This is a genomic window from Nocardia sp. NPDC059240, from assembly GCF_042753865.1.
GTDB lineage: Bacteria > Actinomycetota > Actinomycetes > Mycobacteriales > Mycobacteriaceae > Nocardia.
Window position 1 is genome coordinate 356,200 of record NZ_JBHZAC010000007.1, and the last position, 12,246, is coordinate 368,445.

The 12,246-nt window shown below is 67.5% G+C and carries 14 protein-coding genes; 12 read left to right on the forward strand and 2 right to left on the reverse strand.

Annotated elements, in window-relative coordinates; all coding sequences use genetic code 11:
- Positions 1-3: 3 nt before the first annotated feature.
- From ACFXHA_RS26750 to ACFXHA_RS26775, 6 genes are all read left to right on the forward strand, one after another.
- Positions 4-783 carry a helix-turn-helix domain-containing protein gene (locus ACFXHA_RS26750; protein WP_379361355.1) on the forward strand — a complete coding sequence of 260 codons (780 nt, stop codon included), beginning with the start codon at positions 4-6 and terminating at the stop codon, positions 781-783.
- Positions 780-1,568, forward strand: coding sequence for a helix-turn-helix domain-containing protein (locus tag ACFXHA_RS26755; RefSeq protein ID WP_379361357.1), 789 nt, complete (start codon positions 780-782; stop codon positions 1,566-1,568). Before ACFXHA_RS26750 ends, ACFXHA_RS26755 begins: the two co-directional genes overlap by 4 nt.
- A 488-nt stretch (positions 1,569-2,056) precedes the next feature.
- Positions 2,057-2,407 carry a nitroreductase/quinone reductase family protein gene (locus tag ACFXHA_RS26760; protein WP_379361359.1) on the forward strand — a complete coding sequence of 117 codons (351 nt, stop codon included), beginning with the start codon at positions 2,057-2,059 and terminating at the stop codon, positions 2,405-2,407.
- A gap of 64 nt (positions 2,408-2,471) precedes the next feature.
- Entirely contained in the window at positions 2,472-4,115 is a 1,644-nt protein-coding gene (locus ACFXHA_RS26765) for an FUSC family protein (RefSeq protein ID WP_379361361.1), read from the forward strand.
- 4 nt (positions 4,116-4,119) lie between these two features.
- The gene (locus tag ACFXHA_RS26770; RefSeq protein WP_379361363.1) at positions 4,120-4,659 is read left to right on the forward strand and encodes a TIGR00730 family Rossman fold protein; all 540 of its coding nucleotides are present in this window, start codon (positions 4,120-4,122) and stop codon (positions 4,657-4,659) included.
- 100 nt (positions 4,660-4,759) lie between these two features.
- A complete protein-coding gene (locus tag ACFXHA_RS26775) occupies positions 4,760-5,122 on the forward strand; it encodes a hypothetical protein (RefSeq protein WP_379361364.1) in 363 nt (120 codons plus the stop codon).
- Here the strand turns inward: ACFXHA_RS26775 and ACFXHA_RS26780 are convergent.
- On the reverse strand, positions 5,098-5,787 hold the full coding sequence (locus ACFXHA_RS26780) for a hypothetical protein (RefSeq protein ID WP_379361366.1): 690 nt from the start codon (positions 5,785-5,787) through the stop codon (positions 5,098-5,100). The two genes, ACFXHA_RS26775 and ACFXHA_RS26780, sit on opposite strands and share 25 nt — an antisense overlap.
- Positions 5,788-5,915: 128 nt before the next feature.
- Here ACFXHA_RS26780 and ACFXHA_RS26785 point away from each other — a divergent pair, with 128 nt between their 5' ends.
- The 5 genes from ACFXHA_RS26785 to ACFXHA_RS26805 all read left to right on the forward strand — a co-directional run bounded on the left by ACFXHA_RS26785 (position 5,916) and on the right by ACFXHA_RS26805 (position 10,012).
- Complete coding sequence (locus ACFXHA_RS26785) at positions 5,916-6,701, forward strand: MBL fold metallo-hydrolase (RefSeq protein ID WP_379361368.1); 786 nt, start codon at positions 5,916-5,918, stop codon at positions 6,699-6,701.
- Between the two features lie 38 nt (positions 6,702-6,739).
- Positions 6,740-7,120, forward strand: coding sequence for a cyclophilin-like fold protein (locus tag ACFXHA_RS26790; protein WP_379361370.1), 381 nt, complete (start codon positions 6,740-6,742; stop codon positions 7,118-7,120).
- Positions 7,121-7,283: 163 nt separating this feature from the next.
- Positions 7,284-8,393 (forward strand): alpha/beta hydrolase, encoded by a 1,110-nt coding sequence (locus ACFXHA_RS26795; protein ID WP_379361372.1) that lies wholly within the window; start codon positions 7,284-7,286, stop codon positions 8,391-8,393.
- A gap of 84 nt (positions 8,394-8,477) precedes the next feature.
- On the forward strand, positions 8,478-9,230 hold the full coding sequence (locus ACFXHA_RS26800) for a phosphotransferase (protein WP_379361374.1): 753 nt from the start codon (positions 8,478-8,480) through the stop codon (positions 9,228-9,230).
- A gap of 137 nt (positions 9,231-9,367) precedes the next feature.
- Positions 9,368-10,012, forward strand: coding sequence for a dihydrofolate reductase family protein (locus ACFXHA_RS26805; protein WP_379361376.1), 645 nt, complete (start codon positions 9,368-9,370; stop codon positions 10,010-10,012).
- Here ACFXHA_RS26805 and ACFXHA_RS26810 read toward each other — a convergent pair whose 3' ends face one another.
- A complete protein-coding gene (locus ACFXHA_RS26810; protein ID WP_379361378.1) occupies positions 10,013-10,777 on the reverse strand; it encodes a hypothetical protein in 765 nt (254 codons plus the stop codon).
- Positions 10,778-10,813: 36 nt separating this feature from the next.
- Between ACFXHA_RS26810 and ACFXHA_RS26815 the strand changes: the two genes are divergently transcribed.
- Positions 10,814-12,244: a glycoside hydrolase family 27 protein gene (locus ACFXHA_RS26815; protein ID WP_379361380.1), complete on the forward strand. Its 1,431-nt coding sequence runs from the start codon at positions 10,814-10,816 to the stop codon at positions 12,242-12,244.
- Positions 12,245-12,246: the final 2 nt, after the last annotated feature.

Here is a 12,246-nt window from a genome sequence, read left to right on the forward strand (position 1 = left end):
GAGGTGCGCGTGTCTTCGGACGAGCTGAAACTTCCCCTGCCCTCGCTCGCCGATTACGTGCATTTCCATCGCACAAGGCTCGGCCTCACCCGGGAGGCGTTGGGGCAGCGCGCCTTCCTCGCGGCGCGGACCATTCAGAAGCTCGAGCGCGGTGAGCAGACCGGGCTGAGCAAGCCGACCCAGGAATCGCTCGGCCGCGCCCTCGGACTCACCACCCCCGCGGAGTTCCGGCACCTCAACGACCTGACCCGGCTCCACGATCCGCAGCCGTGGCCGCCCGATGTGCTGCGCACCGAGGTCACGGCGTCGGAGCGGGCCATGCTCGACAACCTCATGCCGACCCCGGCCGCGTACTGCAATTGGGCCTGGGAAGTCATCGCGGCCAATGACGCTTATCAAAAGTTGTTTCCGGAACGGGTCGCCGCGGGCAGTGTCATGCTCTGGGTTTTCGGTCCGGTCGGCCGCAGGATCTTGGTGCACTGGGAGGAAGAGGTCACCAACCTGGTGGCGCGGATGCGCGGCATCTCCGCGCATTTCGGCAATCCGGAGGTCGGTATCCGGGTGCTGCGCGCGCTGCAGGACGATCCCGACTTCGCCCGGCTGTGGCTCACCCGCCGGGTGGGCTTCGATCGCGGCGTCGAGGAGCCGCAGTACCTCTACACCGATTCGGGACCGGTGAGCGTGTCCATGCAGTTGCAGTCCTTTCCGGTCGGACGCGATTTTCTGCACCTGTGCATCGCCGCGGTCCGCCCCTACTCCGTCCCGACCGAGTCCGCGGGATGACTGCCGAATCTCCGCAAGGGCTGCGACTTCCGCTGCCTTCGCTGGCGGATTACGTCGAGTTCCATCGCAAAAGGCTCGGCCTCACCCGGGAGGCGTTGGGGCAGCGCGCCTTTCTCTCGGCACGAACCATCCAGAAGCTGGAGCGCGGCGAGCAGCACGGGCTCAGCGGCCCCACCCAGGAAGCACTCGGACGGGCGCTGGGACTCACCACTCCCGCAGAGTTCCGGCATCTCGACGATCTGACCCGGGTCCATCTACCGCGGCCCCCGATGCCCGAGGTGGTGCGGACCGAGGTGACCGCGGCGGAGCGGGCCATGCTCGACGATCTGATGCCGAGCCCGGCCGCCTACTGCAATTGGCGCTGGGATGTCATCGCCGCCAATGACGCCTACGAACAGCTGTTTCCGGGCCGGGTCGCGGCGGGCAACGTCATGTTCTGGCTCTTCGGCCCGATCGGACGGCGGGTCATGGCGACCTGGCGCGACGAGGTCCCGAACGATGTCGCGCGCATGCGTGGCATCTGCGCGCACCTCGGCAATCCGCCGGCTGCCTCCGAGGTGCTGGGCGCCCTCCAGGACGATCCCGACTTCACGCGGCTGTGGCTCACCCGCAGCGTGGCCTTCGATCGCGGCGTCGAGGAGCCGCAACACGTGCACACCGCCGCGGGGCCGGTCAGCGTCACCATGCAGTTGCAGTCCTTCCCGCCGGGACGCGATTTTCTGCACCTGTGTATCGGTGTCGTCCGCCCCTACTCGGGCCCGCCCCTGGGAACAGACCCTATTTAGGGTCACCGGGTCAGCTTGTCTCGGTGGCAACCTGTCCGCTTTACTCATTTCCGGCCGGTGCGTGATACGGGACAGTCCGCTCCGGCCCGCGGATGTGTAGGTATTCCTTCGTAATTCGACGCAACCCAAGCCCCACAAGGGCCTCTTCGGCGTGCGTTTCGCGGCAACCACACAGCTTGGCCCGGCGGTGCCGTGGAGGGGACAGCATCGCCGGGACATCCGTCCAGTCTTCGGCAACGAATAGAGGATCAACACGGTTGTCGGCTCGGTTAAACGAACCGACTAGTGGGTCACCAATATTCATTGTCACGAAGGAGGAAGACGCATGATCCCGCACTTCATCGGTCACCTCATTTGCGCCGTGAACGACCTGCTCGCGAGGCTGCTCGTCCCGTAGCAGCCGGGCCCCGGAGCGGTCATGCCGCTCCGGGGGCTCAGATCGATACCTCGGCTATCGAGTGCTACCGTCCCCCTGACAAGGAGGGCACATGGCACTGAAAGATGTTGTGGCACAGGTGGTGGGCACGCTCAACGCCGGTATCGTCGCACTGACCGAGGCTCCGGTGATCGGCCCGCTCATGGGTCGCGGATTCGTCGTCATCACCTACACCGGGCGACGCTCGGGCAAGACCTTCAGCACACCCGTCAATTACGTACGCCGCGGCGACGAGATCGTGATCGGTGTCGCCATGCCGGACAAGAAGAGCTGGTGGCGCAACTTCCAAGGCGAAGGCGCGCCGATCTCCCTGCGCCTGAACGGCGTCGAACGCGTCGGGCGCGCAGTGACGCACCGTGACGGATCCACCGTCACCGTGCGGGTCAAGCTCGACGCCGCCTGAGGCTTAGACACCGCACTCCGGAGCCCGCGCCGACCTCGGCCGGGCCTTCGTGTTGTATGGGATGGTGAGTGCCGATACCGATTCGCTGGGAGAAAGCCCGCCGCCGGTTGTCCGCCGCCGGAACCTGCTGCTGCGACTCGCGCCCGGCGGGTGGCGCTGGGACGCCGGGCTGCGCACCGCCCTCGCCTTCGCAATACCCGCGGGGTTGCTGGTCGCCTGCGGTCGGTCGAGTTGGGCGCTGTTCGCCTGTTTCGGAGCCTTCGCGGTCATGTACGGCGAGGGACGCGCGTACCGCGTTCGGTGGCAGGTCATCTCGATCGCCGGGGCGGGACTGCTGGCCTGCGCGGCGCTCGGGATCGCGGCGGGTGCGGGCCTGCGCGACCTGGCCCCGGCCTGGCTGATCGAGGTCGTGCTGTTGCCGCTCATCGCCATGATCGGCGCGTACGTGTTCGATGCGACGCGACTGGGTCCGCCGGGCGTGATGTTCTTCCTGGTGGCCTGTTCCGGTGCGCTGGCGGCGGCGCGCGCCGGGATCGCGGCCGACGGCATCCTGATCGCGACGGCGCTGGGTGTCGCGGGCGCGCTCGTGGTGTCGATGGCGGGCCGGCTGATCGCGCCGGACCGGCCCACCCGCCTGGCGGTCACGCAGGCCGTGCGCGGCGTGGACGACTATGTCGCGGCACGTGAGCAGGGCACGGCGACCGCACCGCAACGGCATCGCGCGGCGGAGGCGCTGTGGAACGGGTGGGCGACGGTGTACGACGCCGGGCTCTCCGATCGGGCCGAGACCTCACCGCTGGTGTCGGAGTTGCTCGCCGCGCATCGACGGCTAGCCGAGGCGGCCCCGAGCTCGGATGCCGATCCGCAGGGAATTCCCCTGGCGCGGCCCACCATCCGCTATCGGCTGCGGCGCTCGCTGACCCTGGACTCGCATGCGACGGCGACCGCGCTGCGGGTCGCCGGCGCCGGGGTGGTGGCGGGCGTCATTGCCGGAGCGACCGGCTCCCAGCATCCGCACTGGGCGATCCTGACCGCGCTGATCATCCTGCAGGCCGGGCCGGATCGCGTGCACGGCGGTGTGCGGGCGCTGCAGCGGCTGCTCGGCACCGCGCTCGGTCTCGGCATGTTCGCGGCCCTGATTCAGTTGCAGCCCAGCGGATTCGCGCTGGTCGCCGTGCTCGCGGTGTTGCAGTTCGGGGTGGAGTTGCTGATCACCCGCAACTACGCGCTGGCGGCGATCTTCTTCACCCCGGTCGCCCTGATCGCCGGTGGGGCCGGGCTGGGCGGGCAGGCGATCGGCGCGGTCATGCGGGATCGCCTGGTGGAGACCGCGATCGGTGTGGTGGTGGCCATGCTCACGCTGAGATACGTACTGCCGCACGCGCATCGGCGCACCCTGGGCTGGACCGACCGGCGGATTCGCGGCGGCGCGCTCGAACTGCTGACCTGCCTGCGCACCCAGCCGATCGATGCGACGCCCGCCATGGTGCTGCGCCGGGACCTGCAGTTCGATCTGATCGGGGCCATGCGTAGCGGAATGGACTCCGCCCACAACGATCCCGAATGGGCGGGGCGGGTCTGGCCCGCGCACATGGATCTGCTGCACTCGGGCTACGACCTGCTCGCGCACTGCCGGACGGTGTCGCCGGGCGCACCGCTGCCCGGGATCGATCGGTGGGAAACCGCCTTCGCGCGACCTCTAGGGTGACCGCATGGACATCTGCGTGTTTCTCTCGGCCGCCGACCTCGACGAGCGCTACACCGGTCCCGCACGGGAATTCGCGGAACTGATCGGCAAGGGCGGCCACACGCTGGTGTGGGGTGGCTCCGACGTCGGGCTGATGAAGGTGGTCGCCGACGGCGTGCAGGACAGCGGCGGGCGACTGGTCGGTGTCTCGGTGGAATTCCTGCGCGGCAAGGCGCGCGCGAACGCCGACGAGATGATCATCGCCGCCGACCTCGCCGAACGGAAGGCGACCCTGCTCGCTCGCGCCGACGCGGTCGTCGTCATGGTCGGCGGCACCGGCACCCTCGACGAGGCCACCGAGATCCTCGAGATGAAAAAGCACGGCCTGCACCGCAAACCGGTGGTACTGCTCAACACCGCCGGGTTCTACGACGGCCTGCTCACCCAGTTCGAGCGGATGGAAGCCGAAGGGTTCCTGCCGATCCCGCTGGCCGACCTGGTCCACTTCGCCGACCAGCCCGCCGCTGCCATGGCCTACCTCGAAGCCGCGGTTCGCGCGAGTTGATCCGCGTTGCCAGGCTGCCGTGCCCGTGCCAGCCTGGAGGGCAGCGGGAACCGCCGGGACGCGCCGCCAGTGCGTCCGGTGGGTGCGCGAGGAGGCAGTCGTGAAAGAGCGGGTCGAGGAGCGGTCGGCACTGCGGGTCATCGTCGATTTCGCCGATTCGGTGCATCGGAACCTGGGTGTCAGTTGGCGGGTCGATACGGCGCAGAGTCGGATCTTCGAGTCCGCCCGAATTTTCCTGGTGGCGCTGGATGCCGGGCCGCACCGCACCTATCTGGGCCTGGTCGACTGGCTCGACCGGACCTCGATCGAGCTGCCCGAAGCCCTGCCCGCCGGTTCCTATGCCATCGATGTCGATGCCTACGGCAGCGCCAGCTGGGGGGACGGACGGCTCGATGCCAGGGGCCGCAGTGTGGCGTTCACCGTTGAGCCCGGGGGCGATCAGCGCGGTGCGGCCGGGAGCTGAGGCGCGAAGTCGACCGGTCCGAGCAGGTCGGCCACCTGCGAGATCTGCCCCGCGTACCAGGGGATCTGCCGAGGATCCTGGATCCTTCCCGAAACCGGTGTGTACATGAGCAATTCGTTGCCGTACAGACTCCACTGCGGTACGGCCCCGGCGATGTGCGCCGCCATCAGGGCCGGACTCACCATGGCTTTGGCGTGGGCCGGGTCCGCCGCGTCGATTCGGAAGCGGGCGTCGAACATGACATTGCCGGTGGCGGTCGGCTTGTCGCCGAACAGTGCGCGGCCGAACTGCGACATCAGTCCCCGGTGCCGCACGGCCAGCGGGGGGTGCGGCCGATCCAGCATGGCCAGCGCCACGATGTAGTGATGCGTCGTGGTGTGCGTGGAATCACCGCTGTGCGAGGTGGTTTCGTACGAATACTCCGACACCGTCACCCAGCGTCCGCCCATCCGTCCGGTCACGGTCACCCCGATCCCGTGCCGGTTGTGTCCCGGTACCCGGCCGGTCCAGGCCGCGCCCGCACGTTCCTGGAAACTCCACCCGTAGGTCGCGGCCCACTGTCGGATTCGGTCTTTGCGAGCCCGCTCGGCGCGGATCGTGATGGGTATCAACACGATCAGCAAGACGATCGGGGTCCCGAGCAGCAAACCGAGCATGATCAGCATGCGGCCAGCTTTCGCGAGCAACCTTCCGGTTTGCTTAACGGAACTTTATGAGCCGGATGTAACCCGCGTGCTTAGCTGTAGAGAGGGGTGATGGAACTTCCCCACGGACTCGAAAGTGGCTCTCTTCCATGAAGGTTCACCATCTGAACTGTGGCACCATGCGGATGCCCCACGCGACGTTCGTCTGTCACGTGCTCCTGATCGAAACCGACAACGGCCTGGTGCTCGTCGACACCGGTTTCGGCCTGCAGGATATTGCCGATCCCGCCGGGCGGGTGGGCCCGCAGCGGCGGTTGAGCCGGCCCGCGCTCGATCCCGCCCAGACCGCGGTGCATCAGATCCGCGCGCTCGGGCTGGATCCCGGCGAGGTGCGCCATGTGATCGTCACCCACATGGACTCCGATCACCTGGGCGGGCTCGCCGACTTCCCGCACGCCACACTGCATCTCACCGCCGACGAGGCGCAGGCCGCGATCCACGCGCCGACTCGGCGGGAGCGTGCGCGTTTTCGCCCGGTGCAGTGGGCGCACGATCCCAAGATCGTGGAGTACCGGCCGGAGGGGGAGCGCTGGCGCGGCTTCGTCGCCCAGGAGTTGGCCGATATCAGCCCCGGCATCGTGCTGGTCCCGACGCCCGGTCACACGCGCGGTCACACCGCCGTCGCCGTCGATGCCGGGCACCGCTGGGTGCTGCACTGCGGTGACGCGTTCATGCATCCGGGCCGGGTGGACGGCAAGTCGCAGGTCCCGATGATGCACACGCTGATCGAGAACGTGCTTGCCCATGACCGCGACCTGCTGCGCGACAACCATGCCCGGTTGGCGCATCTCTACCAGTCGAGCGGGCCGGATCTGCTGATCGTCTGCGCGCACGATCCTGGGATGTTCGAGCACGCGGCGGCTACCGCGCAGTAGCCCTTCCCTCGGAATTCAACATATTGTTGAATGTAGTCATGACCAGCTCGACCCGGATTCGCATCACCTGGCCCGCCAACCAGCTCACCGCCACCCTCGCCGACACCCCCACCACCAAGGCGCTGCTCGCCGCCCTGCCGATTTCCTCCAGCGCGAGCACCTGGGGCGAGGAGGTCTACTTCGAGACAGGCGTGAGTGTTCCGCGGGAATCGGACGCCCGTCAGGTGGTGGATCCGGGCACCGTCGCCTTCTGGACCGACGGCGACTCGCTGGCCCTGCCCTACGGGCCCACCCCGATCTCGCGCGCCGACGAATGCCGCCTGGCCAGCCCCTGCAATATCCTCGGCAGCTTCGACGGCGACCCCCGGCTGCTGGCCACCGTCCGCCCCGGCGACCCCATCCGCGTCGAACTGGCCTGAGGCCTCTCGCCCGTTAGCTGTCTGGGCCGCAACCCCATTCGATGAGACCCGGTGATCCTCACCCGTTATGCTGCACGGCGTACCGCCGCGCCGGGAACAGGGGAGCGGGGAGATTCGAGGGGAAGCGGCCGCTGTGGCCGCACAACGGAAGGTAAAACAGGATATGCGGGGAGGATGGGTCAAGCGGGGCCTGGTAGGCGCCGCGGTGGCCGCAATGCTGCCGTTCGGGGTGGTAGCCGGTCCGGCTGCGGCGGATACGAATCCGAATGCGTTCGATTTCTACGTCGATTCCAGCATGGGTTCGGTGAAGACGCGCATCGTGCGCGCCGCGGACGGCAATACCGATCGAGTGGTGTATCTGCTCGATGGTGAACGCGCACAGAACGATTACAACGGCTGGGAGATCCACACCGCCATTCCGGCGGCCCTGGCCAAGTTCAATATCAATGTGGTGATGCCGGTCGGCGGCGAGTCCAGCTTCTACCAGGACTGGGATGCCCCGAGCAGCTTCGGCGGCAGCAATCCGGACGCCTCGCTGTTCCCGAGCCGGGATTCCGGTTCGGCGATCGCGGGCTGGGACGAGACCTCCGGGAAGTCCTACACCTACCAGTGGGAAACCTTCCTGACTCAGAACCTGCGCAACGCGCTGCGGGATCGCCTGGGCTTCAGCGACTCTCGCAACGGCATCTTCGGATTGTCCAGTGGCGGTAGCGCGGCACTGCTGTTCGCGGCCTACCACCCCGACCAGTTCAATTACGCCGGTTCGCTCTCGGGCTACCTCTACATGTCCGCGCCCGGCATGCGTGACGCGCTGCGCCTGGCACTGCTGGCCGCCGGCGGCTACAACATCGATTCGATGGCGGCCGCGGGCGGCGCCAAGTGGAATCGCATGGACCCCTACGGTTTCACCGACAAGCTGATCGCCAACAACACCCGCCTCTACATCGCGGCAGGCAGCGCCATCCCCGCCCAACAGGACCTGTCCTCGACGGACGCGGTCATCCAGGGCATGCCCCTGGAAGGCATCGCCCTGGCCAACACCAAGGCCTTCCAGTCGAAGCTGCAGACCACCGGCTACGACAACGTCACCTACGACTTCCCCAGCCTCGGCGTCCACAACTGGGGCAACTGGGAACAGGTAGCCAACCGCATGCTCCCCGACATCGCCCAACACATCGGCAAACCGCTCCCCCCGGGAGCCCAACCCGCGCCCCCGGCCGACGGCCCCGACGGCGCCCAGCCCCCCGGCGGCGGCGCCCCTCCACAGAACTGACACTCTCCATCACGAAAGATCCGCCGCCGCCCCATTTTCCGGGCAGTGGCGGATCTTTTTCGTCGCTTGTAGATACTGACCGGTGTGGAAGATGTCGAGATCGTCGTCACCCATCACGAACGCGCGACTGTGCGGGTCGGCGAGGTGTACCTGAAGATCGACGGTGATCAGGCGCGCATCGATGCCGAGGTCGAGGCGATGCTGTCGGCACCGGTCCCGACGGCAAAGATCTTGTGGCGCAAGCCGTCCGTGCTCGCCCTCGCCGCTCTACCCGGAACCCCGCTCGGCCGGCTCGGCGAACCGTCGTCGGCATCCCCGGCGGCGTGGGCCGCGGCGGGTGCGGCCCTCCGACTGCTGCACGACGCACCGTTGCCACCCCGGCCCGGCCCCACCCCGGATCAACTCGCCGCCGAACTCGACGCCGAATGCGCATGGCTGGCCACGAACAACGTCCTCCCCGCCGACATCATCACCCGCAACCGCCGGATCGCCGAAACCGCACTCCGCCCGTGGACACCGGTATTCACCCACGGCGACCTCCAACTCGCCCACGTATTCGTCAACGGAGACACGATCACCGGCGTACTCGATTGGTCCGAAGCGGCGCGCGGCGACGCCATATACGACCTCGCCACATTGACCCTCGGCCACCCCGAGCACCTGCGAGATGTGTTGTCGGGCTACGACACAGCCGTGGACCTCGAATTGATCCGGGCGTGGTGGTCGCTACGAAGTCTGCGCGGCGTGCGCTGGCTGATCGATCACGGCTTCGACCCCACCGCACCAGGATGCGAAATCGACGTCCTCACAACCCAAGCGCGGCGAAATCAGTGCTGAAAAGCCCCTCGAGGTTGTGCCACTCGGCGTGGGCTACCGCCGAGGTGATCGCGGCGTCGGTCGTGTTCCGAATTGCCTGTCGGTGGGGCCGGGTACATTCCGGGACTGTTTGCAGGTGGCGATCAGAAGGAGTGTCGATGGCGCAGGTGGTGCGGGTTCACAACTTCAATATCTCCAGCGACGGGTACGGATCGGGGTCGGAGCCGAGCTTCGAACGGCCCTTCGGCGATGCGGATCACACGGCGCTGTTCGCGTGGTCGGGGGCTACCGCGCACGCGCCCACTCGCACCGAACCGGGCGGCACCTACGGACTCGACGACTACTGCACGAGGGAATGGCATCGCAATGTCGGTGCGGAGATCATGGGGCGCGGCAAGTTCGGGCCGCAGCGCGGGCCGTGGGAGAACCTCGACTGGCAGGGCTGGTGGGGAGACGAACCGCCCTTCCATACGCCGGTATTCGTGCTTACCCACCACACCCGCCCCTCGATCACGCTGGGGGAGACCACCTTCCACTTCCTCGACGCATCACCGAAGGAAGCGCTGGCGCAGGCGCTCGCGGCGGCCGACGGCAAGGATGTACGGATCGGCGGCGGGGTCGCCACGATCCGGGAATTCATCGACGCCGACCTCATCGATCCACTGCACATCGCGGTCGCCCCGGTCGAACTCGGCCACGGCGAACGACTGTGGAGCAGCCCCGACGAGCTGACCGACCGCTTCCACCTCGAACAGATCCCGAGCCCGAGCGGAGTGACGCACCACTTCTTCTGGCGCAAGTGATCAGGCCGACCGCGAGCGGCGGTTCAGTAGGGCGATGAGGGCCAGCATGGGGAGGGTGGCGGCGAGGGTTACCCAGCCGGTGCCGAGGTTCAGGCCGTCGCTGCGGTCGGAGGCGAACCAGTCGGTCATCGACGCGCCCAGGGGGCGGGTGACCACGTAGGCGGCCCAGAAGGCGATGACCGGGTTGAGGCCGGTGTAGCGCCAGGCCAGGGCGGGGACCGCGATCGCTACCGCGAACAGGACGGTGGAGAGCAGGTAGCCGAGGTGCAGTGCGGCGGCGGTGAAGTCGCCGAGGACGGTGCCCAGGGCGAAGGTGACCATGACGGTGGTCCAGTAGAAGCCTTCGCGGCGGCGGGTGTTGATGGTGTGCACGTCCAGGGTGCCCTCGGTGCGGTACCAGAGGCCGAAGACGCCGGCGAGCAGGGCCGCGAACACCAGGCTGGAGACGGCGAGGGGGATGCCGATGACGAAATCGACGATGTCGGCGACCATGGTGCCGAAGATCGCCACCATGACCACCGCGGTCCAGTAGGTCCAGACCTGGTATCGGGGACTGCGGAATTGGATCACCAGGGCGATGACGAAGGCGGCCAGTGCGCCGCCCACGGCGAGTGCGGGATTCAGATGCTTGACGAGGAAGTCGGAGAAGGTTTCGCCCATCCCGGTGGAAAGCACCTTGATCACCCAGAACAGGGCCGTGATCTGGGGAACCTTGGCGGGCAGCGAGCGCAGTGGCGAATTGGTGAGTGCCGTAGGGTTTGTCACGCGACCACACTGCCTGTCGGGCGCTGAGAAAGCGCTGTGAAGGCGCACCGGAACCCGAAGGAGGCCCTCGACGTGCGATCGCGGGCGCTGGCGTATGGGGTGGTCCTCGCCTGCATGGTGCTGATCGGCGGGGCGGGATGCGGGTCGCAGGACGACGCGGCGCCGGGCGGGGTGAGCGGGATGGTGGCCGCGCCGCTGGGCTGGAACTCGTGGAACTCCGGAATCGCGTTGACGGAGAACAATATTCACGAGGTCGTCGATGCGATGGTCAGTTCCGGCATGCGGGATGCCGGGTACCGGTACGTCGACCTCGATGCGGGCTGGGCCGCGCCGCAGCGGGACGGCGACGGGAAGTTGCGGGCGGATCCGGTGCGATTCCCACACGGCATGGCTGCGCTCGCCGAGTACGCGCATCAGCGCGGGATGCTGCTCGGGCTGTATTCCAGTCCGTACAACCAGACCTGCGGGCAGGCGCCGGGGAACGCCTCGGGCGGGCACGAGAGCACGGATGCGCAGACCTTCGCGGCGTGGGGCGTCGACCTGCTGAAATACGATTGGTGCCGCAATGACGCCGACCTGGGGGAGCAGGTGCGGGTATTCACCGCCATGCGGGACGCCTTGCGGCACACCGGGCGTCGGATCGTGTACAGCATCAATCCGAACAGTTCCGCGAATCCGGGTGCGGGGTCGGGGTACGACTGGTCTACGGTGGCCGATATGAGCCGCACCGCCGGCGACCTGATTCCGTTGTGGCACAACGATCTGCTCGATCATCGGGGCGAGAATTCCAATGGCGGAATGTTTCTCGGCGTGACCGATCAGCTGGCGGCGGCCGAGCCGTTGTCCGGCCGGGTCCGGCCCGGCTACTGGAACGACCCCGACATGCTGGTCGTCGGTGTGCAATTGACCGATTTCATCGGTACACACCTGGACGGATTCCCGGTCGAGGTACTGACCGGCACCCTCACCACGCGACAGATCATCCAGCTGGAGTCGTCGATGGAGATCTCGCCCACGGTGATCGCGCAACTGCGTGAGCCGAGCCGCAATCTCACCCTCGATGAGCAGCGCGCGCACTTCTCGCTGTGGGCCATGCTCGCCGCGCCGCTGCTGGCCGGAAACGATGTGCGGAGCATGAGCGAGGACACCCGGTCGGTCCTGACCAATACGGATGTCATTGCGGTGGACCAGGATCCGGCCGTAGTGCAGGCCACCCGGCTCCCGGGCGATCCCCGCATCCTGCGCAGAACTCTGGCCGATGGATCGGTGGCGGTCGCCATGTTCAATTTCGGCGATACCACCGCGACCATCGGAACAGACGCCGCCGCAGTGGGATTGCGGCAGGCGTCCTGCTACACGGTCCGAGACCTGTGGACCCACACCACGACAACGACCACGGGCAGCGTGACGGGCGCTGACCTTCCTGCCCATGGTGTGGCAATGATGAAGGTAGCGCCCGTCTGCTGAAT